General features: G+C 72.7%; 19 protein-coding genes and 1 other RNA gene. 9 read left to right on the top strand and 11 right to left on the bottom strand.

The genetic code is table 11. The features are described 5' to 3' along the window. Positions 1–284 precede the first annotated feature (284 nt). Both J7E94_RS22980 and J7E94_RS22975 read right to left on the bottom strand, forming a co-directional pair. On the bottom strand, positions 285–1,058 hold the full coding sequence (locus J7E94_RS22980) for an ABC transporter ATP-binding protein (RefSeq protein ID WP_215018395.1): 774 nt from the start codon (positions 1,056–1,058) through the stop codon (positions 285–287). Further along, positions 1,051–1,971, bottom strand: coding sequence for an ABC transporter permease (locus tag J7E94_RS22975; RefSeq protein WP_215018394.1), 921 nt, complete (start codon positions 1,969–1,971; stop codon positions 1,051–1,053). The genes J7E94_RS22980 and J7E94_RS22975 overlap by 8 nt, the downstream gene beginning before the upstream one ends. 147 nt (positions 1,972–2,118) lie before the next feature. Between J7E94_RS22975 and J7E94_RS22970 the strand changes: the two genes are divergently transcribed. Further along, complete coding sequence (locus J7E94_RS22970; RefSeq protein WP_215018392.1) at positions 2,119–2,733, top strand: TetR/AcrR family transcriptional regulator; 615 nt, start codon at positions 2,119–2,121, stop codon at positions 2,731–2,733. A 304-nt stretch (positions 2,734–3,037) separates the two neighbouring features. Here J7E94_RS22970 and J7E94_RS22965 read toward each other — a convergent pair whose 3' ends face one another. The 5 genes from J7E94_RS22965 to J7E94_RS22945 all read right to left on the bottom strand — a co-directional run bounded on the left by J7E94_RS22965 (position 3,038) and on the right by J7E94_RS22945 (position 12,512). Next, on the bottom strand, positions 3,038–5,296 hold the full coding sequence (locus J7E94_RS22965; protein WP_215018390.1) for a bifunctional glycosyltransferase family 2 protein/CDP-glycerol:glycerophosphate glycerophosphotransferase: 2,259 nt from the start codon (positions 5,294–5,296) through the stop codon (positions 3,038–3,040). 111 nt (positions 5,297–5,407) lie between these two features. Then, entirely contained in the window at positions 5,408–6,388 is a 981-nt protein-coding gene (locus J7E94_RS22960) for a carbohydrate ABC transporter permease (protein ID WP_215018388.1), read from the bottom strand. Continuing rightward, positions 6,385–7,722, bottom strand: a complete 1,338-nt coding sequence (locus J7E94_RS22955) for a carbohydrate ABC transporter permease (protein ID WP_215018386.1) — start codon at positions 7,720–7,722, stop codon at positions 6,385–6,387. Before J7E94_RS22955 ends, J7E94_RS22960 begins: the two co-directional genes overlap by 4 nt. Positions 7,723–7,735: 13 nt before the next feature. Next, positions 7,736–9,097: an ABC transporter substrate-binding protein gene (locus J7E94_RS22950; RefSeq protein WP_215018384.1), complete on the bottom strand. Its 1,362-nt coding sequence runs from the start codon at positions 9,095–9,097 to the stop codon at positions 7,736–7,738. Positions 9,098–9,194: 97 nt separating this feature from the next. After that, on the bottom strand, positions 9,195–12,512 hold the full coding sequence (locus J7E94_RS22945) for an FHA domain-containing protein (RefSeq protein WP_215018382.1): 3,318 nt from the start codon (positions 12,510–12,512) through the stop codon (positions 9,195–9,197). Between the two features lie 413 nt (positions 12,513–12,925). Here J7E94_RS22945 and J7E94_RS22940 point away from each other — a divergent pair, with 413 nt between their 5' ends. Together J7E94_RS22940 and J7E94_RS22935 are read left to right on the top strand one after the other, a co-directional pair. Next, positions 12,926–14,659, top strand: a complete 1,734-nt coding sequence (locus J7E94_RS22940; RefSeq protein ID WP_215018380.1) for a serine/threonine-protein kinase — start codon at positions 12,926–12,928, stop codon at positions 14,657–14,659. Positions 14,660–14,818: 159 nt separating this feature from the next. Next, the gene (locus J7E94_RS22935; RefSeq protein ID WP_215018378.1) at positions 14,819–16,066 is read left to right on the top strand and encodes a serine/threonine-protein kinase; all 1,248 of its coding nucleotides are present in this window, start codon (positions 14,819–14,821) and stop codon (positions 16,064–16,066) included. 289 nt (positions 16,067–16,355) lie between these two features. Here J7E94_RS22935 and J7E94_RS22930 read toward each other — a convergent pair whose 3' ends face one another. After that, positions 16,356–17,357, bottom strand: coding sequence for an isopenicillin N synthase family oxygenase (locus tag J7E94_RS22930; RefSeq protein WP_215018376.1), 1,002 nt, complete (start codon positions 17,355–17,357; stop codon positions 16,356–16,358). Positions 17,358–17,684: 327 nt separating this feature from the next. Here J7E94_RS22930 and prfB point away from each other — a divergent pair, with 327 nt between their 5' ends. Then, entirely contained in the window at positions 17,685–18,794 is a 1,110-nt protein-coding gene (gene prfB, locus J7E94_RS22925) for a peptide chain release factor 2 (protein WP_215018374.1), read from the top strand. Between the two features lie 85 nt (positions 18,795–18,879). Here the strand turns inward: prfB and J7E94_RS22920 are convergent, their stop codons facing one another. Continuing rightward, positions 18,880–19,071: a hypothetical protein gene (locus J7E94_RS22920; protein ID WP_215018373.1), complete on the bottom strand. Its 192-nt coding sequence runs from the start codon at positions 19,069–19,071 to the stop codon at positions 18,880–18,882. 225 nt (positions 19,072–19,296) lie between these two features. On the opposite strand from J7E94_RS22920, the gene ftsE reads away from it, so the two are divergent. The 5 genes from ftsE (at position 19,297) to ssrA (ending at position 23,217) form a co-directional block, all read left to right on the top strand. Next, the gene (gene ftsE / locus J7E94_RS22915; RefSeq protein WP_069923855.1) at positions 19,297–19,986 is read left to right on the top strand and encodes a cell division ATP-binding protein FtsE; all 690 of its coding nucleotides are present in this window, start codon (positions 19,297–19,299) and stop codon (positions 19,984–19,986) included. 17 nt (positions 19,987–20,003) lie between these two features. Continuing rightward, positions 20,004–20,972, top strand: a complete 969-nt coding sequence (gene ftsX / locus J7E94_RS22910) for a permease-like cell division protein FtsX (RefSeq protein ID WP_215018371.1) — start codon at positions 20,004–20,006, stop codon at positions 20,970–20,972. 67 nt (positions 20,973–21,039) lie between these two features. Continuing rightward, positions 21,040–22,224: a S41 family peptidase gene (locus J7E94_RS22905; protein ID WP_215018369.1), complete on the top strand. Its 1,185-nt coding sequence runs from the start codon at positions 21,040–21,042 to the stop codon at positions 22,222–22,224. An 18-nt stretch (positions 22,225–22,242) separates the two neighbouring features. Continuing rightward, a complete protein-coding gene (gene smpB, locus J7E94_RS22900) occupies positions 22,243–22,728 on the top strand; it encodes an SsrA-binding protein SmpB (protein ID WP_215018368.1) in 486 nt (161 codons plus the stop codon). 100 nt (positions 22,729–22,828) lie between these two features. Next, positions 22,829–23,217: a transfer-messenger RNA gene (gene ssrA / locus J7E94_RS22895) on the top strand. Positions 23,218–23,308: 91 nt separating this feature from the next. Here ssrA and J7E94_RS22890 read toward each other — a convergent pair. After that, entirely contained in the window at positions 23,309–23,572 is a 264-nt protein-coding gene (locus J7E94_RS22890) for a Txe/YoeB family addiction module toxin (protein WP_215018366.1), read from the bottom strand. Continuing rightward, positions 23,569–23,841 carry a type II toxin-antitoxin system Phd/YefM family antitoxin gene (locus J7E94_RS22885; RefSeq protein WP_215018364.1) on the bottom strand — a complete coding sequence of 91 codons (273 nt, stop codon included), beginning with the start codon at positions 23,839–23,841 and terminating at the stop codon, positions 23,569–23,571. The genes J7E94_RS22890 and J7E94_RS22885 overlap by 4 nt, the downstream gene beginning before the upstream one ends. Positions 23,842–23,909 lie beyond the last annotated feature (68 nt).

The following is a 23,909-nucleotide window of genomic DNA, read 5'->3' as shown; positions in this document are numbered from 1 at the left end:
CCGGGACCTTATCGGTCCCGGGCCCGGCCCGTTCCGGTTGTGGGCCGTCCGGTTGAGGGCCGGGTGCGGCGCCGTTGCGGGGGCTCTGCCCCCGGACCCCCGCGCCTCAAACGCCGGCGGGGCTGAGATGGGCCGGCGGAGCCGACGGAGCCGACGGAGCCGGGGTGCCGAGGGACTGAGCCGACGGAGCCGGGGTGCCGAGGGGCTGAGATGGGCCGGCGGAGCCGGGAGGCGCCGAGGGGCTGAGGTGGGCCGGGGGAGCCGGGGGTGCCGACGGGGGTGGGCTAGCGGCGGGTGAAAGATTCGTAGGCGGCGCAGACTTCTGATGAGGGGCCGTCCATGCGGAGGGTGCCCGATTCCAGCCAGAGGGCGCGGTCGCAGGTTTCGCGGACCGTGTTGATGCCGTGGCTGACGAGGAAGACGGTTCCGGCGCGTTCGCGGAGTTCCTCGATACGGGCCTGGCTGCGGCGTTGGAAGGCCGCGTCGCCGGTGGCCAGGGCCTCGTCGATCATCAGGACGTCGTGGTCCTTGGCGGCGGCGATGGAGAACCGCAGGCGGGCGCCCATGCCGGAGGAGTACGTGCGCATCGGCAGGGAGATGAAGTCGCCCTTCTCGTTGATCCCGGAGAAGTCGACGATGTCCTGGTAGCGCTCCTTGATCTGCTCGCGGCTCATGCCCATCGCGAGGCCGCCGAGGACGACGTTGCGCTCGCCGGTCAGGTCGTTCATCAGGGCGGCGTTCACGCCGAGCAGCGAGGGCCGGCCCTGCGAGAAGATCCGGCCGCGGGCCACCGGCTGGAGGCCGGCGATGGCGGCCAGCAGGGTGGACTTGCCCGAGCCGTTGGAGCCGATGAGGCCGATGGCCTCGCCCTTGTACGCGGTGAAGCTGACGCCCTTGACGGCGTGCACCTCGTGGATGCCGGGGGCGGGCTTGCGGGAGAAGATCCGGCTGAGGGCCGCGGTGGCGCCGCCCTTGCGGGTGCCGCCGCCGTGGACCTTGTAGACGACGTGGACCTCGTCGGCGATCACGGTGGGGGTGGGGATCGGGGTGTCAGCCACGGCCGTATTCCTCCTCTGCCTTCCAGAAGTAGACGAAGCCGCCGACGCCGGCGAGCAGGGCCCAGCCGAGGGCGATCGGCCAGGCGTGGTGCGGGAGCGAGTGCGCCTGGAAGCTGTCGATCAGGGCGAAGCGCATCAGGTCGATGTAGACGGCCGCGGGGTTGAGCTTGAGGGCCATGGAGACCCAGTGGGGGAGCTGGTCCGTCGTGAGTATCTGGTCGATGGACCACATGACGCCCGAGGAGTACATCCAGGTGCGCAGGACGAACGGCATCAGCTGGCTGACGTCCGGGCTCTTGCTGCCGATACGGGCCATGACCATGGCGCAGCCGGCGGCGAAGACGGCCATGAGCAGCAGGGTCGGGACGGCCAGGAGCCAGGACGGGCCGGGGGTCTGTCCGAAGGCGAGCAGCAGGATGACGAGGGCGCCCATGGTGACGAGCAGCTGCTGGAAGAGCTGGACGACGGTGGACAGGGGCAGGCTCGCCCGGGGGAAGTGCAGGGCGCGGACCAGGCCGAGGTTGCTGTGGACGGAGCGGGTGCCGGCGTTGATGGAGCTGCCGATGAAGTCCCAGACGAAGACGCCGGTGATCAGGAACGGCAGGTAGTCGGGCACGCCGTGGCTGGCGTGCATGACGAGGCCGAAGATGAAGTAGTAGACCGCCGCGTTGAGCAGCGGGGTCACCAGGTGCCAGACCTGGCCGAGCTTCGCGGTGCTGTACTGCGCCTGCATGCGGGCGGACGCGTATGCGGTGACGAAGTGGCGGCGGCCCCACAGCTGCGCGGCGTAGCGGGTGAGCGGGGGGCGGGCGCCGCTGAGGGTCAGGCCGTGGGCGGCCGCCAGGGCCGCGCGGTCTGCGGAGGTCGGGGGTGCGGGGAGGGAGGCTGGGGCGGGTGCGGTTGCGGTGGTCACAGGGGTCGCTTTCGCCGGGGTCAGGGCGTCGCCGACGATGGAACGGGTCCGTATCGTCGCTACGGCGAGGTTAGGGCAACGCTGCGTCGGAACGCAACCGTATCGTCGTGACGCGTGGGGGACGGCGTCCGCGGCTATGCTCGGTCCATGACCACGGACCCTGCCGCGACCCCCGCCCGCCGTGCCCCCGCCGGGGCCGCCGTCCTGCGCGAGGACGTGACCGAGGCGATCCGGGAGGCGGTGGTCGCGGAACTCGCGGCCGTCGGCTTCTCGCGCATGTCCATCGAGGGCGTCGCGCGGCGGGCGGGCGTCGGCAAGACGGCGGTCTACCGGCGGTGGAAGTCGAAGCTGCCCTTGGTGCTGGACCTCGTGGGCGCCTTCGCGGTGGACGGGCTGCCGGTGCCGTCGACGGGGTCGCTGTACGGGGACGTACGGGCCCTGCTGGAGGTCATGTCGCATGTGCTGCGGCATCCGGTGGCCTCGGCGGTCATCCCCGACCTGCTGGTGGAGGCGGCGCGGAATCCGGAGATCGCGGAGGCGGTGCGGGGGGTGCTGCTCGAAGGGCAGCGGCGGATGGCGGCGGGGGTCGTCGCGGAGGCGGTTGCGCGGGGGGAGCTGCGGGAGGGGACGGATCCGGAGCGGGCGCTGGATCTGGCGATCGGGCCGTTGTATTGGCGGCAGGTGGTGGTGCGGGATGCCGTCCCGGCGGGGTACCTCGATGACTTGGCGCGGTCGGTGGTGGCGGGGCTGCGGGCCGCCTGACCCTGCCGCCGGGTCGCCGGCGCTTGGCCGCTGCGCGGGGCTGTCCCCCACCCCGCCCCTTCCCGAAACTGTGGGCTCCGCCCCCAGGCCCCGCGCCTCAAGCGCCGGCGGGGCTGGGTGTGCCGGTGAGGGTGTGTGGGTGCGGCTGACCGGTGGTGAGCGTCAGAGATTCGGGGCTCCGCCCCGGACCCCGCGCCTCAAACGCCGGCGGGGCTGAATTTTGCCCCGGCGCGGCTCGATGGCGCCCGGCGCGGCTGGATGGTGCCTGGCGAAGCCGGATGGTGCCCGGCGCGGCTGGATGTGGCTAGGGCCAGAAGGGGGCGGAGCCCAGTGGGGCTAGGGGTGGGGTTTGGGTGGGGGCCGCGGGGGTGGGGTGGCGGTCGGGCAGCGGGGTGATGGGCGGGACAGGGGCGGAGTGGCCCAGGAAGACGTGGTGGACCACGCGTTCCGCCGCGTGGCCGTCGTCGTACGAGCAGAAGCGGGCGCGGAAGGCGGAGCGCAGCTGTGCGGAGCGGGAGCCCTGCCAGTGGCCGGTGGTGAAGATGTCGACCAGCTCGTCCTCGGTCCGGGCGATCGCGCCCGGCGGGAAGGCGCGCAGGTCGAAGTAGGTGCCGCGGGCGGCCTCGTACGCCTCCCAGTCGTCCGCGTGGATCACGATCGGCCGGTCCAGCGCCGCGTAGTCGAACATCAGGGACGAGTAGTCCGTGACGAGCGCGTCCGAGGCCAGGCAGAGCTCCTCCACCGAGGGGTACGAGGAGACGTCCAGCAGGCGCGGGTGCGGCTCCCACGAGCGGTGGGTGTCCGCGTACGTCAGGTGCGTGCGCGTCAGCAGCGTGAAGCGCGGGCCCAGGTCCCGCAGGACCCGCTCGAAGTCCAGGTGGTCCGGGCGGCTGCGCCGGTAGTCGCGGTGCGTGGGCGCGTACAGGATCGCCGTCGAGCCCGGCGGGATGCCGAGCCGCTCGCGCAGTGCGAGCACGTCGGCCTGACTGGCCCGGTGGAAGAGGTCGTTGCGGGGGTAGCCGTATTCCAGGGTCGTGTAGGAGGACGGGATCGCCTTCTCCCAGACGAGCGTGGAGTGCCGGTTCGCGGAGAGCAGGTAGTCCCACTGGTCGGCGCCGCGCAGCAGGCCCGCGAAGTCCGGCGTCGGGGTGGCCGCCGGGCGGTCCTGGAGGTCGAGGCCGACCCGCTTGAGCGGGGTCCCATGCTGGGTCTGGACCAGGATCTGGCCCCGGCGCTTGACGAGCGCGCGGTCGAAGTTGACGTTCGTGACCAGGTACGAGGCGCGGGCCAGGGCGGTCCAGTACGCCGCCGAGCCCGGCCGCAGCGCCGCCGTCTCCCGGGGGAGGGTCGAGGCGTGTGCCGGGTCGCAGATCCATGCCGTCCGCATCCGCGGAGCCAGCTCCCGCAGCTTCGCCTCGATCGCCGCCGGGTTGCAGGCGTAACCGCCGTGCCAGTACGCGGAGAAGACCGCCAGCTCGGGGCGGAGGGGGAGGAGGCGCTGGATCCGGTAGTGGAGGCGGAGAGCGGTTTCGCGCCCGCCCCGCCAGAGGGACGAGGTGCCGCCGGCCGCGGTCACGGCGGCCGAGCGCAGGGCCGACAGCAGGCCGTACGTGCGCCGGACCCCCAGCCGCATCAGGGCGTGCCGCAGCTGGTCGGTGTGGGACGGGGACAGGGCCCCGCCGCCGCCCGGGGCCCGGTAGCGGCGCAGCAGGGCGGAGGCCCGGCGGAAGAACTCGGCGCGGCCGGCGCGCGGGAGGCGTCGCGGATCGGCGTACAGGGCGCAGAAGTGCTCGGCCATCCGCCGGTGCACGGTGGGGCGCCAGCGCTCCAGCTCGGGGCGGCCGGCGAGGTAGCCGAAGACCCGGTCGTACTGGTCGAAGATGTCCAGGTGGCGGCGGCTGGTGGTGGTCAGGATCGAGCCGGTCCGCCGCTGGCGGTAGTGCACGCAGACGCGGTCCAGGACGGCGACGGACTCCGCCGCCAGCAGCGCCGGGTAGGTCCAGGGGGTGTCCTCGTAGAAGCCGGGCGGGAACCGGAGGCCCTCGCGCCCCACGTACTCGCGGCGGTACGCCTTGTTCCACACCACCATCAGCATGCCCAGCAGCGCCGGGCGGTCGGCGAGGCGGAAGCTGGCCGGGCCCTCCTCCGAGAGGCGGTGGGAGAGGCGGTTGCGGACCAGCTCCCCGGTCCAGAAGGTGCGCGCGTAGTCGTAGACCAGGACGTCGGGGGAGCCGGTGGCCTTCAGCCGGTCGGTGATGGCCTGGAGGGCGCCGGGGGCGAGCGTGTCGTCGCCGTCGAGGAAGACGAGGTAGTCGCCCGTGGCCCGGGCCAGAGCCGCGTTGCGGGCCGGGCCCAGGCCGAGGTTGTGCGCCAGGTGCACGGCGGTGACCCGGGGGTCCCGCGCCGCGTACTCGTCGATGATCGAGCCGCAGGCGTCCGGGGAGGCGTCGTCGACCGCGATCAGTTCCAGATCCGGGTACGACTGCGTCAGCACCGAGTCCAGACTCTCCTGGAGGTAGGCCTGGACCTTGTACGCGGGCACGATGACGCTGAACCGGGGCACGGCACATCCAGGGGTCGGCGGGCGGGCATATGGCCCTGGAACCCCCGGCGTGGTGTTCGGGTTACGCAGCGTGTGGCAATTGGGTTACTCAGCGTCAACTCCGCATGTCGGTCACTTGACCGCGCCCGCCATCACCCCCGTGACGAACTGCCGTTGGAAGGCGAAGAAGACGACGAGCGGGACCACCATCGACAGGAAGGCGCCGGGCGCCAGCACGTCGATGTTGTTCCCGAACTGCCGTACCTGCTGCTGGAGCGCGACGGTGACGGGCGGGTGCGCCGAGTCCGCGAAGACGAGCGCGACCAGCATGTCGTTCCAGACCCAGAGGAACTGGAAGATGCCGAGCGAGGCGATCGCCGGGCCGCCCAGCGGCAGCACCACCCGCGCGAACAGCCTCAGTTCGCCCGCACCGTCGAGGCGGGCCGCCTCCAGCAGCTCGCGCGGGATCTCGGCGAAGAAGTTCCGCAGCAGGAACACGGCGAAGGGCAGCCCGAAGGCGGTGTGGAACAGGACCACGCCCGCGGTGGTCTCGAACAGCCCGATGGAGCCGAAGAGTTCGGAGACCGGGATCAGCGCCACCTGTACGGGTACGACGAGCAGCCCGACGACGACGAGGAAGAGCCAGTCGCGGCCGGGGAACTCCAGCCAGGCGAAGGCGTATCCGGCGAAGGCCCCGAGCACGAGGACGAGGAGGGTCGCCGGGACGGCGATCGCGACCGTGCTGAGGAGGGAGCCGGTGATCGTGTCGTTGGCCAGCAGGCGGGAGTAGTTGTCGGCCGTCAGCCGGGAGGGCGCGGTGAGCACCTGCCACCAGCCGCCCTTGTTGAGGTCGGTGGGGGAGAGGAAGGAGGAGATGAGCAGGCCGAGCGTGGGCAGCAGCCAGAAGAGTGCGGCGGCGACCAGGAACAGGCGCAGCGCCCCGGCGGAGACCCGCGCCACCAGGCCGCCGCCGGCGGGCTTGGCGGCGGGCTTGGCGGGGGGCTTGGCGGCGGGGGGCCGGCCCCCCGCCCGGCCGACTGCCGCAGGCGCGGCTGCCCGCGGTGTGGCTGCCGTCGGTTCGAGCGCGGCCGGGGTGCGGTCGGGGACCGTCATCGGGAGCTCTCCTTCCGGAGGCGGCGGATGTTCACCAGCATCACCGGGACCACCAGCACCAGCAGCAGTACGGCGATGGCGCTGCCCAGGCCCGGGTTGGCGTCCGTGCCGAAGGAGGTCCGGTACAGCTGGAGCGCCAGCACGTTCGCGTCGTCCTGCACGGCACCCGGCGCGATCACGAAGACCAGGTCGAAGATCTTCATCACGTTGATGACGAGCGTGACGAGGACCACCGCCAAGACCGGCGCCAGCAGCGGCACGGTGATCCGGCGGAACACCTGCCACTCGTTCGCCCCGTCCACGCGCGCCGCCTCCAGCAGCTCCCGCGGCACGGCCGCCAGCCCGGCCCCGATCAGCACCATCGCGAAACCGGCCCACATCCATACGTACGCCCCGATGACCGCTGGCGTGACGAGCGTGGGGCCGAGCCACTCCACGCCCGAGTACGCCTCCCGGAAGTTCGACGCGGGCAGCCGCAGCCGCGCCCCGTCGGCCTTCGCGGACAGGGTGAAGGCGCCGTCGGCGCGGGTCGTCGCCGCATCGACCACCTTTCCGTCCTTGACCGCCTCGACGCGCATGCCCGCGAAGGCCTGCTCGTCGGGGCCGACCACGTTCGTGACGCCGCCCCCGCCGCGCGTGAAGTCCTGCCAGGCGGTCCCGGTCACCTTGCCGGGTTCGGCGGCCGCCGCCTTGGCGGCACGGGTCCCTTCGGGCAGCGCCTCCGGAGCCACCCCGACCAGCGGGAGCAGCGCCGGCACGCCCGCCCGTACGGGCTCGCGCGTCACGAAGTCGCCTCCACCGGCGGGCTCCAGCGGGGAGTCCCGGCCCGGACGGGCCTTCGGGAAGGCCGAGGACTCCGCGAAGGTGTCGTGCACCCCCACCCAGACGGCGTTGGCGACGCCCCGGTCGGGATCGTGGTCGTAGACGAGGCGGAAGATGATGCCGGCCGCCAGCATCGAGATCGCCATCGGCATGAAGACGAGGAGCTTGAACGCCGTCCCCCAGCGCACCCGTTCGGTGAGCACCGCGAAGATCAGGCCGAGGGCGGTGGCCGTGGTCGGGGCGAGCACCACCCACAGCGCCGTGTTCTTCAGGGCGGTACGGATGGTGTCGTCGGTCAGGATCTCCCGGTAGTTGCCGCCGCCGACGAAGGCGGTCCCCGACCGGTCGAAGAAGCTGCGGTAGACCGAGTAGCCGATCGGGTGCACGACGAGCGCGCCGAGCAGCACGAGGGCCGGCAGGAGGAACGCCGCCGCTATCAGGCGCCGCCGCCGGGCCTCCGCGGAGCGTGCGGTCTTCCCCTCGGCCGCCGCGCCGGCCGAGGGGGTGGCCATGGCCGTCACCGGGCTAGTTCCCGTAGGCCTTGGCCGCGTCCGCCTCCAGTTTCGCCTGGGCCCCCGCCACGTCCGCCGGGTTCGCCAGGAAGTCCTGGAGCGCCTTCCACTCACCCGCGCCCGGGGTCCCGCCGAAGGCCGCCGGAGCCTGGTCCGACATGTCGAAGCGGAAGTCGTCGCCCGCCGCGATCAGCGCCTTGGCGATGCCCCGCTGGATGTCGTTCGGGTACGCGGCCGGGTCGACGGCCTTGTTCGGGGAGACGAAACCGCCCGCGCGGGCCTGGATCTCGGCCGCGTCCGGCGAGGCCAGGAAGGTCAGCAGGGCCTGTGCGCCCTTCGACTGCTTCAGCGCGACCGCCACGTCACCGCCCGAGACCACCGGCGCCTTGGCCCCGACCGCCGGGAAGGGGAAGACGAGGGCGTCCTTGCCGACCTTGGCCTCCGTCTGCGCGATGTTCACCGCCACGAAGTCGCCCTCGTAGACCATCGCGGCCGCCGGGCGGTCCCCGCCGGTGAAGGTCTGCGTCACCGACTTCGGGAACTCGGTGGAAAGGGCCCCGCTGGGCCCGCCCGCCAGGAAGTCCTTGCGCCCGAACAGCTCGCCCAGCGTGGTCAGCGCCTGCTTGACGCTGTCGTCCGTCCACTTGATCTGGTGCTTGGCCAGCTGGTCGTACTTCTCCGGGCCGGCCTGGGAGAGGTAGACGTTCTCGAACCAGTCGGTGAGCGTCCAGCCGTCCGCGCCCGCCACCGAGACGGCCGGCGTGCCGGAGGCCGAGAGGGTGTCGGCCGCGGTGATCAGCTCCTTCCAGGTGGTCGGGGGCTTGACCCCCGCCGCCTCGAAGGCCTTCGCGTTGTACCAGATCAGGGACTTGTTGGCGGCCTTGTAGTAGACGCCGTACTGGGTGCCGTCGACCGCGCCCAGCTTCTTCCAGCCCGCCGAGTAGTTCTTGTCGAGCTGGGCACGGGCCTCCGGGCCCACCGGCTGCGCCCACTTGTTCTGCACCGCCGAGACCAGCGCCCCGACCTGCGGGAGAAGCGCCACGTCCGGCGGCTGCCCGCCCGCGATCTTCGAGCCGAGGAAGGTGACGATCGGGTCCTGGGCCGGTACGAAGGTGACGGAGGCGCCCGTCCGCTTCTCGAACTCCTTCAGGACCTTGGTGAAGTTCTCCTGCTCGGGGCCCGTCCAGACCGCCGAGACCTCCAGCTTTTCGCCGGTCAGCTGCGGTAACACCAGCGACGACGGGGCCGAGACGGTGCCGCCCTGCGCCGGTTCCTTCTTCTCGCCGTCCCCTCCGCACGCGGTGAGGACGAGGGTGCCCGCTGCCGCGAGCGCCGCCCAGCTGACTGCTGTACGGCTCGTTCCGTGCCTGTGCATGGTTCTGCCCCCGATGCCCGTGGTGTGTCCCGGACCACAAGGTCTACGCCGACCCGCGCGCCCCCGCAATACCGCCTCGCGGGGGCGCGGTCGAGGGTCACGGCGCGGACGGGAACAGCACGGGTATCGCCGAGACCAGGTGCGAGGCCCGGTCCAGGGCGCTGGCCAGCAGCGCGAGGTCGGTCGGCCCGTTGCCCAGCTCACGCACCGGGCGGCGGGCCGGCGGATCGCCCATCCGCTCCCACTCCACCGGGACGACAGTCGGCCTCAGGGTCGCCGTCCGCGGAATCCGCCCGGTGACCCGGCCCGCTTGGAACGGCACCGTCCGGCCGTCCGCGTACCGGAGCAGGCCGCGGCCCGGGCCCGGCTGGTCGGGGGCGTCGAGCTCCACGCGCAGGGTCGCCAGCCGGGCCGGCACGGTGTCGGCCGTCCGGTCCGGGCGGGCGGTGGTGGCCACCAGGTGCACGCCGAGCCGGGCACCCTCGCGGGCCACCCCCTCCAGGATCCGGACCACCGAACCGGCGGCGGGCCGGCCCGTACTGCCGAGGCCGGGCGCCACCAGCGCGTCGAAGTCGTCGACCAGTACCACCAGCCGGGGCAGCGGATTCGGGCCCGCCGGATCGGTCCGGGTCGCCGAGGAGCGCAGCCGCAGTGTGCCGGAGCGCTGGGGGTCGAGGTCGCCGAGCAGCTCGCCGGGGGAGGGCCGGCGGGGCGAGACCATCCGGTCGGACACCTCGCGGCGTGCGTGCCAGTCGGAGAACGTCACACCGTCGAGCAGTTCGTGGCGCCGCTTGAGCTCCGCGCCCAGCGCCTGGGCGAACTCCCGCATGCGCACGGGATCGGAGGCCACCAGGTGGGCGCAGACGTGGGGGAGTTCGGTGCAGGGCAGCAGCCCGTCGCCGCGCTCGCCGCCGGCCCCGTCGAGGAGGAGCAGCCCGAGCCGGTCGGGCCGGGCGGCGGCGGACAGAGACGCGGCCACCGAGCGCAGCAGCTCGGTGCGGCCGCTGCCGGCGGGGCCCTCGATCAGCAGGTGCGGGCCGTCGTGGACCAGCTCGGCGCCGACCGGGCCGCGCCGCCCGCTGCCGAGCACGATCTCGGCCAGGCCGCCCACGCCCTGCCCCTGGTCGGTGGCGGCGGCCCAACGGGCCATCAGGGAGGCCGGGGTGGCCCGCGCCAGCCCGAGCTCGTCCAGCAGCCGGGCGGTGGAGGGCAGGGTGGCGGCGGCCGGCCGGTACGGCTCGGCGGGGCCGCCGTCGGCGCGCAGCGGCGCCAGCGCCCGGGCGAACCGTTCGGCCCAGGCCGCGGAGACGGCGTCGGCGCTGGCGGTGCCGCCGACCGGGGCGGGCCGGCCGCCGCTGACCGCGAAAGTCCGTACGGCCGTGGCCACGTCGCCGCTCAGCAGGGCGACCGTCGCGCAGTCCCGGAAGGCGGGGGCACTCGCGCAGGCCGCCTCGTACGTCTCGGCGACGGGGGAGGCGGGCGTGGCGGCCGGCGCCTCGGCGACGACCAGCACGTGGATCCCGGCGGCCGGTCCGTGCGAGGCGAGCCGGCCGGTGATCTCGCGCAGCGGGCCGGCGCCGGGATCGCCGTCGAGGACGACGAGCGTGTACGGGCCTTCGTAGGCGTCGGCGGCCTGCTGCACCTGCGCGGGACCGGCGGCGGCCCAGTGCGTGCCGAGCGGGCTGTCGTCGAGGCGCCGGGTCAGTTCACCCGTACGGGCGACGGCCTGGTCGCGGTCGTACGCGAGGAGCAGCCGGCAGTCCTGGCCGTGCGCGGGCCGTACGTGGGGCAGCCAGCCGAGCCAGCCCCAGTCGCGGCGCCGCTCGGCGAGGCCCCGGGCCCGGTCGGTGGAGACCAGCACGATCTCCAGCTGTCCCGGGGCGTGCAGGCCGGCCAGCTGGGCGACGGCCCAGCGGGCCACCCCGGCGAGGCGGGCCCGCGGCCCGGCGATGCCGAGGGCGCCGACGGCGCGCAGCGAGACCCGGCTGCCGGCACCGAGCCCCAGCTCCAGCACGGCGGGGTGCCGGGGGGTACGGGACCACAGCCGTTCGGTGGGCCCCAGCGCGGCCAGCAGCAGCGCGGCCGGATCATCGGGGTCGGGCACGGCCGCGACGGCCACCGCCGGCTCGGCCACCACCTCCGCGACCTCCTCCCCGCGCACCCACTTCCGAGCCCAGGCCCCCAACCCCTTCCGCCGCCCCCCACCGGCCGCCCCGCCACCCTCGGCGGCGCCCGCACCGGCCCCGCCGTCCCGGCCGGTGCCGGAGGCGCCGGGATGCGGGGGGCGCAGACCGCCCGCGCCGGGCCACTCGGCGCCGGGGGAGCCCTGCGCGGGCTCGGCCGCGCCCGGCGCCGGGCCGGACCCGGACCGCTGCCCCGCGCCGGAGGCGCCGGGGTGTGCGGGGCGGAGCCCCGGGAGGCCGGGGTCGGGGGCGGAGCCCCCGTTTCGGGAAGGGGCGGGGTGGGGGAAAGCCCCCTGCGGTCCGGCCGCGGCGCCCGGCGCCGAGCCGGGACGAGCGGGCGCGCCCGCGCCGCCGTGCGGATCCGCACCGGGCTCATGGCCGCCCCCGGGCCTCCATCCCGCGCCGGAGGTGTCTGCTGCCGAGCCGGATCCGAACCCGTACGCCGCGCCGGAGGTGTCCCGGGCCGGGCCGGAGCCGTACCCCGTGCCGGGGGCGTCCAGGGGCGCGTCGGGGCCCGTCCCGACTCCCGCGCCGGAGGTGTCCCCGGTCGAGCCGGAGCCGTACCCCCCGTCGGCGGCGGGGCGGTTCGGGAGCGAGAGGTGGCCCTCCAGGTCCGGAGCCACCGGCAGCGGAGCGGCTCCCGTGCCCGCCGGGGCGAGCCGCAGCGTGGACTCGCCCACCCGCAGCAGCGCCCCCGACGGCAGAGCCACCGGCTGGGGGCCCACCGCCGCACCGTCCAGCGTGGTGCCGTTCGTCGAGTCCAGGTCGGCCACGGTCACCCGCCCGTCCCCCAGCACCGTCACCGCGCAGTGCAGCCGCGACACGTCGGGGTCGTCCAGCGGGACATCGGCGTCGGCGGACCGGCCGACCCGGATCTGCCCGCTGTGCAGCAGGTGCACCCCGCCCGCGTCGGGCCCGCAGACCACGTGCAGCTGGGGCGCCCCGAGGCTCTCCGGCAGGACGTCCGGCACCGGCGCGTTCAGCGCCAGCACCGCCCCGTCCACGAGCGGAGGCTCCCCCAGCACCCGCCGCTGGAGGTCGAGCCGCTCGGCGCCGGCGTAGAGCACGACCGTGCCCCCCGTATCGGGCCCGCCGACGGTCGCCGCGAGCCCGGAGGCGACCGCGGCCAGCGCGGTCCCGGCCGGCGCGGTGACGAGCACGTCACAGCTCACGGGTGCGGTCGCGGTCTGGTGGCCGCTGCGCGACCCAAGGACGGTCAGCCGGATCTGCATCGCCGTCAGCGGTCCCTTCTGCGCGGTGCGCGGTGTGTGCGCCCGGCAGGGGAAGTTCCGGACATGGCTGCCCGCTCACACCCCCCACCCGGCACGGACGCGTCGTCCGGTCAGGTCTGCCGGAAGGCGGGGCTCCCGTCCCGTGCCGTTCCGTACGGTGCATCCTCGCACCTGTCGCCCACAACACGCCCGGCACCTGCCAACAAGTGATCTTGATCGGTCGCGGGCCGGCAGGGAGGTGAGGAAAGCAGAGGAAAAACGCCTCCGGCATACCCCGCAAACTTCACTCTTCGTACATATGTACGGCAACCAACCTTCGGCACCCGGCGTCTTCCACAGGGACACCCCCTAGAGTGGGCCGGAAAACCATCAGCGGATCGACCACAGCAGACGACAGCAGGGGAGCGCGGGACGTGCGGCCAGTCGGCAGCAAATATCTGCTCGAGGAGCCGCTCGGGCGCGGCGCCACGGGCACCGTCTGGCGTGCCCGCCAGAGGGAGACCGCCGGCGCCGAGGCGGCCGTCGCCGGACAGCCCGGCGAGACCGTGGCCATCAAGGTCCTCAAGGAGGAGCTGGCCCAGGACGCGGACATCGTCATGCGCTTCCTGCGCGAGCGCTCGGTCCTGCTGCGCCTGACGCACCCCAACATCGTGCGCACCCGCGACCTCGTCGTCGAGGGCGATCTGCTGGCCCTGGTCATGGACCTGATCGACGGCCCGGACCTGCACAAGTACCTCCGGGAGAACGGCCCCTTCACCCCGGTCGCGGCGAGCCTGCTCACCGCCCAGATCGCGGACGCGCTCGCCGCCAGCCACGCCGACGGCGTGGTCCACCGCGACCTGAAGCCCGCCAACGTGCTGCTCGACGAGCGCGGCGGCCAGATGAAGCCGATGCTCACCGACTTCGGCATCGCCCGCCTCGCGGACTCCCCGGGCCTGACCCGCACCCACGAGTTCGTCGGCACCCCGGCCTATGTGGCCCCCGAGTCGGCCGAGGGCCGCCCGCAGACCTCCGCCGTCGACATCTACGGCGCCGGCATCCTGCTCTACGAGCTCCTCACCGGCCGCCCGCCCTTCGCCGGCGGCACGGCGCTCGAAGTCCTCCACCGCCACCTCAGCGAGGACCCGCAGCGCCCCTCGACCGTGCCCGAGGCGCTGTGGACCGTCATCGAGCGGTGCCTGCGCAAGGAGCCGAACGAGCGCCCCAGCGCCGAGAGCCTGGCCCGCGGCCTGCGCGTGGTCGCCTCCGGCATCGGCGTGCACAGCGCCCCCGCCGAGGTGGAGGCCGCGCTCGGCGTCGGCGCGCTGCTCGCGCCCGACCCCTCGCCCGCGCCCGTCCCCGTCACCCCGGGTGCCGCGGACGCCACCCAGGTCCTGCCCGGGGGCGCCGGCTCGCCCATGGGCGCCTACGACCCGAACGCCATGACCAGCGTCATGCCGCCGGTCGGCGCGGCCGACGCCACCTCCGTGCTGCCGAGCACCGGAGCCGGCGGGGCCGACCCGACCTCGGTCATGCCCCCGGTGGAGCGCCCGGACCAGCCGCACCCGTGGCAGTCGCAGATGCGGGCCGCCCGCGACCGCAACGAGCAGACGCAGATGCAGTACCTCGACCCGAGCGAGGACCCCCTGCGCCGCCGGCCGCAGCGCCAGGCGCCCCCGCCGCCGCAGTACCAGCCGCAGCAGCAGCAGTACCGGCAGGGTCCGCCGCCGCAGCAGTACCCGCAGGGCCAGTACCAGCAGCCGCCGCAGCCGCCGCAGTACCGTCAGCCGCCGCAACAGCAGCAGTACGCGCCGCAGCCGCCACCTCAGCACTACCAGCCGCAGCAGCACCAGCCCCAGCCCTATCAGCAGCCGCAGGCGCCGCGGCGGCAGCCCCCGCAGGGTCCGCCGCCGCGGCAGCAGGACCCGCGCGAGCCGCGCCGCCGCAGCGCCAACCCGGTGCGGATCCCCGGCCTCGGCTGCCTCAAGGGATGCGTGGTCATGATCCTGGTGTTCTTCGTGGCGGGCTGGCTGATCTGGGAGTTCAGCGGACTCCAGGAGTTGGTCGGCACCAGCAGGGGCTGGTGGGACCAGGTGTGGACCTGGGGCTCCGACGTCGTCGACTGGATCGGCGCCATCGGGGACGCCACGGGGTCCAACGCGCCCTGAGCGGGGCCCCGTAGCGGTGAGTTCGTGGATTTGTCGACTTCTGGGACATGTTTTCGCCCGCAGAAGTGAAGGTCGCGGCGAATCCGGCCCCCTGCTGGCCTCCAACCCCCACCAGGCCGCGTAGCTTTGGTGCGTAGGCCAGCCGCTGAGGGAGCAGTCGTGGCACGGAAGATCGGCAGCCGGTACACCGCGCACCAGATCCTGGGACGCGGCAGCGCGGGGACGGTGTGGCTGGGCGAGGGGCCGGACGGGCCCGTCGCCGTCAAACTGCTGCGCGAGGACCTCGCGTCCGACCAGGAGCTGGTCGGACGCTTCGTCCAGGAGCGCAGTGCGCTGCTCGGCCTGGAGCATCCGCACGTGGTCTCCGTCCGCGACCTCGTCGTCGACGGCAACGACCTCGCCCTCGTCATGGACCTCGTACGGGGTACGGACCTGCGCACGCGCCTCGACCGCGAGCGGCGGCTCGCCCCCGAGGCGGCCGTGGCGATCGTCGCGGACGTGGCCGACGCGCTGGCGGCGGCGCACGCCGCCGGGGTGGTCCACCGAGACGTCAAGCCGGAGAACGTCCTGCTGGACATGCAGGGGCCGCTCGGGCCGGGCGGGGCCCATCCGGCACTGCTGACCGACTTCGGCGTGGCCAAGCTGATCGACACCCCGAAGCGGGCCTCCGCGAGCCGGCCCTCGGCCCCGACCACGCGGATCATCGGCACCCCGGACTACCTGGCGCCGGAGATCGTCGAGGGTCTGCCCCCGCGGGCGGCGGTGGACATATACGCCCTGGCCACCGTCCTCTACGAACTGCTGGCCGGTTTCACCCCCTTCGGCGGGGGACACCCGGGTGCGGTGCTGCGGCGGCACGTGACGGAGACGGTCGTCCCGCTGCCGGGGATCCCCGACGAGCTGTGGCAGCTGATCGTGCAGTGCCTGGCGAAGGCACCGGCGTCGCGGCTTCGGGCGTCGGAGCTGTCGGTGCGCCTACGGGACCTCCTGCCGCTCCTCGCCGGGATGCCGCCGCTGGACGTGGACGAGCCGGACGAGCCGGAGCCGGAACCGGCGTCGGCGGAGCCGCAGGCCGACCCGGTGCGGCGGCGGGGCGTGGTCCCCCTCGTCCCGGGCTCCGCGACGGATTCCAACCGGGACACCCACACCTCGATGCGCGTGCCGGGGCCGGACGAGCTGGCGGGCGGTGCGCTGGGCACGGCCCGCGTCCCCCGGCCGGCCGGGGGCCACCGGCCGGGCTCCGCCCGGCACCGGGCGGAGGCGGCCCGCAAACGGAGGCTGGTGCTCACCGCCTCGGCGGCGGCCCTGACGGCCGCCGTCGGCCTGGGCACGTGGTTCGCCGTATCCGGCGACGACACCCCACCCCCACCCCAGGACAGCAAACAGTCGGTCCCCGCCCACCCGTAGCCCCGGGACCCACCCCGCACCTCAAACGCCGGCGGGGCTGGGATTGCGCTCCGCGCAGACCAGCACGCTGGGGCGTAGGAGTGCACGGTGTGCATTTGGAGGCATACGCCGGCCAAAATCCAGCCCCTCCGGCGTTTGAGGAGCGGGGTGCGGGGCGGAGCCCCGGGTTTTCAGCCTCGCCGGCGATTGAGGCGCGGGGCTCCCGGGGGCCCGCACCCCGCCCCGCGGTGCCGTGCCCAGGTGGGGGGGGTCCCGGGGCCCGGCCCCGCGGCGAAGGGGGGCCGGGGGATTAGGCGGTGATCAGTTCCGGGTGCCAGCGGCGCGCTACGGCGGGGTGGGCGCGGACCCACCCCTTGAGCTCGTTGCGGCCGTATTCCGCGTGCAGCGGGTTCGAGGCGTCGTGCGCGACCCCCGGCGCCTGCCGGAGGTAGTCGCCCGGGACCGTTTCGACGACCGCGTCGAGGCGCGGGTTGTAGAAGAACGGCACCGAGTACCGTTCCACCGCACCCGGCGGGCTGACCACCCGGTGGTCGGTCGCCGTCAGGTAGCCCTCCGTCGCGATCTCCAGCAGCTCGCCCAGGTTCACCACGAACGCCCCCGGCAGCGGAGGCACGTCCAGGTAGCCGCCGTCCCGGACCACCTGCAGGCCGCCCACCGAGTCCTGGAGGAGCAGGGTCAGGAACCCGTAGTCCTTGTGCGCGCCGACCCCCTGGTCCGTGCCCGACGGCGCCGAGCCCGGGTAGCGGATGAGCTTCGTGTGCAGGTGCGGGCGGTCCGCGAACGCCGCGTCGAAGAAGTCCGCCGGGGCGCCGATCGAGGCGAGCAGCTCCTGGAGCAGGCGGTGGGCCACCGCCGCCAGGCGGGACTGCCAGTCCAGGACCACCGTACGGAGCTCCGGCAGTGCCGCCGGCCACTGGTTGGGGCCCTCCAGCCACAGGTACGGCGGATCCTCCGGTCCCACCACCGGCGCCGGCCGCTCCGCGCCGACGTCCAGCTGGTCCCGCCAGTCCGAGGCCCCGCCGGTCAGCTCGTGGCCGATTCGGGTGTAGCCGCGGAAGTGCGGGGAGTTCAGATTGCTCACGGCGAGCCGGCCGGCTTCCGGGAGCGCGAAGAAAGCCCTGGTCAGCTCAAGGATGCGGGCGCTCTCGGCGGCGGTGACGCCGTGCCCGGTGAGATGCAGGAAACCGGTGTCCCTGGCCGCTGCGTGCAGCTGCTTCAGGAAGTCCGGCCGCAACTCGGGATCGTCGGCCTGGGAAAGGTCAAGGACGGGCAGGGTGTGCGCGGACGGCATGACGGCTCCGTTTCGGGATGTCACGGGGTCCTGTTCCCCAGAGGTGGCGGGGGCCGCGGGTGGGGTGGGCCGCCGGCAGGGATGGCGCCGGGACCGCTTGGGCCGCGTACAGGACCAAGTCGGATCGGTGTGGATCAGGCTTGGGGATGGTCCGGCGGCTGACAGCCCGTCGTCGTGACCCGCATGTGGTCCACATGGCGGCGCTTCACGAGGCGCGTGACGACGAGAACGGTCATACCGTGAGCGTACGCCCGTGCGACCGCTCGCCAGTACGGGTGAATCGGCCTGCCCGGACGGCCTTGCCCGGGGACCGGCTACGCTGGACCCGTGGCAGTCGTCGATGTATCCGAAGAGCTGAAGTCCCTCTCCTCGACCATGGGGTCGATCGAGGCCGTCCTGGACCTCGACAAGCTGAGGGCAGATATCGCCGTGCTCGAGGAGCAGGCCGCCGCGCCGTCCCTGTGGGACGACCCGGACGCCGCTCAGAAGATCACGAGCAAGCTTTCGCACCTCCAGGCCGAGGTCCGCAAGACCGAGAGCCTGCGCAGCCGCATCGACGACCTCGCGGTCCTCTTCGAGCTGGCCCAGGAGATGGAGGACGCGGACACCCTCGCCGAGGCGGAGGCCGAGCTGGTCGCCGTCCGCAAGGCGCTGGACGAGATGGAAGTCCGGACCCTCCTGTCCGGCGAGTACGCCGAGCGCGAGGCCCTGGTCAACATCCGCGCCGAGGCCGGCGGCGTCGACGCCTCCGACTTCGCCGAGCGCCTCCAGCGCATGTACCTGCGCTGGGCCGAGCGCCACGGCTACCCGACCGAGGTCTACGAGACCTCGTACGCGGAAGAGGCCGGCATCAAGTCGACCACCTTCGTGGTCAAGGCGCCGTACGCATACGGCACCCTCTCCGTCGAGCAGGGCACGCACCGCCTCGTGCGCATCTCCCCCTTCGACAACCAGGGCCGCCGCCAGACCTCCTTCGCGGGCGTCGAGGTGCTGCCGGTCGTCGAGTCCAGCGACCACGTCGAGATCGACGAGGGCGAGCTGCGCATCGACGTGTACCGCGCCTCCGGCCCCGGCGGCCAGGGCGTCAACACGACCGACTCGGCGGTGCGCATCACGCACCTCCCGACCGGCATCGTGGTCTCCTGCCAGAACGAGCGCTCGCAGATCCAGAACAAGGCCAGCGCGATGAACGTGCTCCAGGCCAAGCTGCTGGAGCGGCGCCGCCAGGAGGAGCAGGCCAGGATGGACGCCCTCAAGGACGGCGGCAGCTCCTGGGGCAACCAGATGCGGTCCTACGTCCTGCACCCGTACCAGATGGTCAAGGACCTGCGGACGGAGTTCGAGGTCGGCAACCCGCAGGCGGTGCTCGACGGCGAGATCGACGGCTTCCTGGAGGCCGGCATCCGCTGGCGCAAGCAGCAGGAGCAGACCGCGTAGTCCCACACGTGTGAGGAAGGGTCCGGACACCAGCGGTGTCCGGACCCTTCGTCATGCGTGTGATCGGTACGTGGTACGCGAGCGACTACGCGGTCTGCTGGGCCACCAGTACCAGAGCCGCCACGAGGATCACCATGAGCGCGATGAGCGCCACGGGGTTCAGGCCGGAGAAGGGGCCCTCCTGCTGGAGGCGCTCCCGGTTCGCCCGGCACACAGGGCAGCGGCCCTGGCTCACGGGTGCGGCGCAGTTCGCGCACACGAGCCGGTCATATGTCATGCGCTCCTCCTCTCGTCCCCATCTCTACAACGCAGCGGGGAACGAGACCGTTCCCCCTACCACTGTGCCAGCTTCACCGGCGTTCGGCGCGGTCCGTCCCGTCAATCACACCCCGGACCGCCCGGGACCAGGGGATAAATAGGGCAAGTCCGGATGCCGGGTCCACACCCCGCGCCCGTTCGCGTATGGTCACGCACACCTACTCCCGGCGACCGTGGTGCACCCGTGATCCGATTCGACAGCGTCTCCAAGTCCTACCCGAAGCAGAACCGCCCCGCACTCAGAGATGTCTCCCTCGACATCGCGAAGGGCGAGTTCGTCTTCCTGGTCGGCTCCTCCGGCTCCGGCAAGTCCACTTTCCTGCGGCTCATCCTGCGCGAGGAGCGGGCGAGCCACGGCCAGGTGCACGTCCTGGGCAAGGACCTCGCCAAGCTCTCCAACTGGAAGGTCCCGCAGATGCGGCGCCAGCTGGGGACCGTGTTCCAGGACTTCCGCCTCCTGCCCAACAAGACGGTGGCCGAAAACGTCGCCTTCGCGCAGGAGGTCATCGGAAAGCCGCGCGGCGAAATCCGCAAGGCCGTCCCGCAGGTCCTCGAACTGGTCGGCCTCGGCGGGAAGGAGGACCGGATGCCCGGCGAGCTCTCCGGCGGTGAGCAGCAGCGCGTGGCCATCGCCCGCGCCTTCGTCAACCGCCCCGCCCTGCTGATCGCGGACGAGCCCACCGGCAACCTCGATCCGCAGACCTCCGTCGGCATCATGAAGCTGCTGGACCGGATCAACCGGACCGGCACCACCGTCATCATGGCGACGCACGACCAGCAGATCGTGGACCAGATGCGCAAGCGCGTCATCGAACTCGAACAGGGCCGTCTCGTGCGCGACCAGTCGCGCGGCGTCTACGGCTACCAGCACTGAAAGGTCCCTGAGACGCAATGCGCGCCCAGTTCGTCATGTCGGAGATCGGCGTCGGTCTCCGCCGCAATCTCACCATGACCTTCGCGGTCATCATCTCCGTGGCCCTGTCGCTGGCCCTGTTCGGCGGCTCCCTGCTCATGCGCGAGCAGGTGAGCCGGATGAAGGGCTACTGGTACGACAAGGCCAACGTCTCGATCTACCTCTGCAACAAGCAGGACGCCGAGCAGGCCGGCGAGGCCGCCAACAAGGCGGCCGGGTCCGCGGGCGGCGACCTGGGCGTCGCCACCTGCCGCAAGGGCGCGGTGACCGACGAGCAGAAGAAGCAGATCGAGGCCGAGCTCAAGCAGATGTCCCTGGTGAAGTCCGTCGCCTACGAGTCGGCGGACGAGGCCTACAAGCACTACCAGGAGCAGTACGGGCACACGGCGCTGGCCTCCTCCATCACCCCGGACCAGATGCAGGAGTCCTTCCGCGTCAAACTCAAGGACCCGGAGAAGTACAAGGTCGTCACCTCCGCCTTCGCCGGCCGGGACGGCATCCACACCGTCGACGACCAGCGCCAGGCCATCGACGCCCTCTTCGGGATCCTCAACTACGTCAACATCGCGGCCCTCGGCATCATGCTGATCATGCTGATCGTGGCGCTGCTGCTGATCGTCAACACCGTGCGCGTCTCCGCCTTCAGCCGGAGGCGGGAAACGGGGATCATGCGGCTGGTGGGTGCCTCCAGCTTCTACATCCAGGTCCCCTTCATCATGGAGGCGGCCGTCGCCGGCCTCATCGGCGCGGCCCTCGCGTGCACCATGCTCGTCTCCGGCCAGTACTTCGTGATCGACCACGGCTTCGAGCTGCGGGACAAGATCCAGCTCATCGACTTCATGGGCTGGGGATCGGTCCTCGCCAAGCTCCCGTACGTCCTCTTCATCGGCCTGCTGATGCCCTCCATGGCGGCCTTCCTCGCCCTGCGCAAGTACCTGAAGGTGTGACAAGCGCCCCGCGAGCGGTCCGGTCAACCCTCCGTACCGGCGCGGGGCTTGTCCTAGACTCGGCGCCATGCCGGGTCTGCCCGCCTTCTGCCACCGGCCCCGCGACCTGCGTCGCGGGGCCGCTTTGACGTTGGCCTTCCTCGCTGCCGTGGGCACCGCCGGGACCATGGGCTGCTGGGACCGCGAGGACGCCGCGGCCGCCGCGCTCTCCGCCCGTACGGGGGCCGCGGCGCCCGAAGCGCCCCGCGCGGCCGGTACGGCCGACCGGGAGGCCGTGGCCCGCGCCGCCGCCGAGGCCGTCGCCGACGGGAAGTCGGGCAAGAAGGCCGCCCAGGAGGTGGTCAGCCGCAGCGGCGACCGCTGGGGCACCGTCTACGACCGGGGCGAGTACGCCGCCTTCGCCGAGGGCCTCGACGGCCGCTGGACCGGCGTCGGCCTCTGGGCCTTACGCGGCGGCGACGGCCGGATCACGGTCGACAAGGTCCAGCCCGGCAGCCCCGCCGCCCGGGCCGGCCTGCGCGCCGGGGATCGGCTGCTGAGCGTCGACGGGCACGCCGTCACCGGCCTGGCCGTCACCGACGTCATCTCCCTGCTGCGCGGCGAGGCCGGCACGCCCGTCGTGCTGAACCTGACCCGCGGCGGCGCCGACCTCACCGAGACCCTGCGCCGCGAGGAGCTGCGCACCGAGCCGGTGACCGTACGGCAGCTCCCCGGCGGCATCACCGTCATCAAGGTCGCCTCCTTCACCCGCGGCTCGGGGGAGCGGGTCCGCGCAGCCGTCCGGGAGGCCCCGCCCGGCGCCGGGGTCATGCTCGACCTGCGCGGCAACCCGGGCGGGCTGGTCACCGAGGCGGTCACCGCCGCCTCCGCCTTCCTCGACGGCGGGCTCGTGGCCACCTACGACGTACGGGGGGACCAGCGCGCCCTCTACGCCGCTCCGGGCGGGGACACGGGCCGCCCGCTGGTGGCCCTGGTCGACGCCGGCACGATGAGCGCCGCCGAGCTGGTCACGGGCGCCCTCCAGGACCGCGGCCGGGCGGTGGCGGTCGGCAGCCGGACCTTCGGCAAGGGCTCGGTGCAGATGCCGACCGAGCTCCCGGACGGCTCGGTGGCCGAGCTGACGGTCGGCACCTACCGCACCCCGGGCGGCCGCAGCCTCGACGGCAGCGGCATCACACCCGACCTGGCGGCGGGCGAGGGCGCCGAGGAGCGGGCCGCGCAGGTATTGGGTGGCCTCGGGGTGGGTCCTTAGTGCGAAAATGACCGCACTATGGCTAAGGAAAAAGGGCGCAAGCTGATCGCCCAGAACAAGAAGGCGCGGCACGACTACACGATCATCGACACCTACGAGTGCGGTCTCGTGCTCACGGGTACCGAGGTCAAGTCCATGCGCCAGGGCCGGGCCTCGCTGGTGGACGGCTTCGTGTCGGTGGAGGGCCGCGAGGCGTGGCTCTACAACGTGCACGTGCCGGAGTACAGCCAGGGCACCTGGACCAACCACAGCGCCCGCCGCAAGCGCAAGCTCCTCATGCACCGGGAGGAGATCGACAAGCTGGAGCGCAAGGCGGACGAGTCGGGTCACACGATCGTGCCGCTGTCCCTGTACTTCAAGGACGGCCGGGCGAAGGTGGAGATCGCGCTGGCGAAGGGCAAGAAGGAGTACGACAAGCGGCAGACGCTCCGCGAGAAGCAGGACACCCGCGAGACGAACCGGGCGATCTCGGCCATCCGTCGCAAGCAGCGCGGCACGGTTTAATCACCTGGCACGTGGTGGTCCACTTCGCGTACCATGGCGTCAGCACCGCCCCCCGGGGTGGAGCACATTGTGCGGTATCTAACTGAACAGCGTGAAACATGGGGATGATCGGTTTCGACAGCGGATGTCGATGCAGGGGAAGCGAGCCGAGGAAGCGGCAATGATCTCGCTAACCACATGTCGCAAACAATAATCGCCAACTCCAAGAGCGATAACTCCCGCTTCACCCTCGCTGCCTAATAACAGTGAGCTGAAGCCTCTGTGAGGAGCGTCAGCCCGGAAGTGGTCCCGGTCCGGATCCTGGCGTCAACTAGGGATCTAAACCTCTAGCCCCGGTCACGGGGGCTGGAGGGAAACCAAACAGTGACTGAGCCCGTCGGAGACTTGTCCGTGTGATCTCCGGGGCTGAGAAAAGCGCAGCGGACTGCGCTCGGAGAAGCCCTGCTTCTGCACCGTTGGACGCGGGTTCGATTCCCGCCATCTCCACTCATCCCATGTGGGCAAGGCCCCTGGTCGCGACGCACGTCGCGGGCGGGGGCCTTGTGCTTTTCCGCGCCGCTCGGGCTGAGGGGCCGACAGGTCAGTCCGAGTAGTGGTACCGGGCCTTGAGGATCTTCACTTCCTTGTCGTCGGCCCGGTAGACGAGCCGGTGCTCGTCGTCGATCCGGCGGGACCAGTAGCCGGTCAGATCGCCCTTGAGCGGTTCGGGCTTGCCGATACCCGTGAACGGAGACCGCTGGATCTCGCCGATCAGGCGGGTGATCCGCTTGGCCATCTTCCGGTCTGCCGCCAGCCAGAACAGGAAGTCTTCCCAGGCGTCCGGGTCGAAGTGGACGCTCCTCACTCGTCACCGGCCAGGGCTTGCAGCTCCTCCATGGTCTTGGCGACGCTTGCGGCGCCTTCCCTGTCCCGGGCGACGGCTTCCATGAGCCTGCGGGCGTTCGCGGGGGAGCGCAGGAGGTAGACGGTCTCCTGCCAGGAGTCGTAGTCGGCGGCCGACATGAGGACCGCGTCCCCGTTCTTGGAGCTGATGCGCACAGGAACGTGGTCGTCGTTGACCCGCTCGATGAGCGGGAAGAGGGTCTTGCGTGCTTCGCTGGCGCTTATGGGCATGTGCCGTCTCCGTTCATGCTGGTACGACTTTATGGTACTGGGTACGTACCAGATCCTGGTACCGGATC

The sequence above is a fragment of the Streptomyces sp. ISL-94 genome, from assembly GCF_018614075.1.
GTDB lineage: Bacteria > Actinomycetota > Actinomycetes > Streptomycetales > Streptomycetaceae > Streptomyces.
The sequence above is the reverse complement of the archived record's forward strand: the minus strand, read 5'-3'. Positions and strand labels throughout refer to the sequence as shown.

Excerpts from the sequence above, each read along its gene's own strand:
- J7E94_RS22905 (WP_215018369.1), top strand. The coding sequence starts at position 21,040 with ATGCCGGGTCTGCCCGCCTTCTGCCACCGGCCCCGCGACCTGCGTCGC.
- smpB (WP_215018368.1), top strand. The coding sequence starts at position 22,243 with ATGGCTAAGGAAAAAGGGCGCAAGCTGATCGCCCAGAACAAGAAGGCG.
- J7E94_RS22945 (WP_215018382.1), bottom strand. The coding sequence starts at position 12,512 with ATGCAGATCCGGCTGACCGTCCTTGGGTCGCGCAGCGGCCACCAGACC.
- J7E94_RS22955 (WP_215018386.1), bottom strand. The coding sequence starts at position 7,722 with ATGGCCACCCCCTCGGCCGGCGCGGCGGCCGAGGGGAAGACCGCACGC.
- J7E94_RS22920 (WP_215018373.1), bottom strand. The coding sequence starts at position 19,071 with ATGACATATGACCGGCTCGTGTGCGCGAACTGCGCCGCACCCGTGAGC.
- J7E94_RS22970 (WP_215018392.1), top strand. The coding sequence starts at position 2,119 with ATGACCACGGACCCTGCCGCGACCCCCGCCCGCCGTGCCCCCGCCGGG.
- J7E94_RS22950 (WP_215018384.1), bottom strand. The coding sequence starts at position 9,097 with ATGCACAGGCACGGAACGAGCCGTACAGCAGTCAGCTGGGCGGCGCTC.
- J7E94_RS22885 (WP_215018364.1), bottom strand. The coding sequence starts at position 23,841 with ATGCCCATAAGCGCCAGCGAAGCACGCAAGACCCTCTTCCCGCTCATC.
- J7E94_RS22960 (WP_215018388.1), bottom strand. The coding sequence starts at position 6,388 with ATGACGGTCCCCGACCGCACCCCGGCCGCGCTCGAACCGACGGCAGCC.
- J7E94_RS22930 (WP_215018376.1), bottom strand. The coding sequence starts at position 17,357 with ATGCCGTCCGCGCACACCCTGCCCGTCCTTGACCTTTCCCAGGCCGAC.
- ftsX (WP_215018371.1), top strand. The coding sequence starts at position 20,004 with ATGCGCGCCCAGTTCGTCATGTCGGAGATCGGCGTCGGTCTCCGCCGC.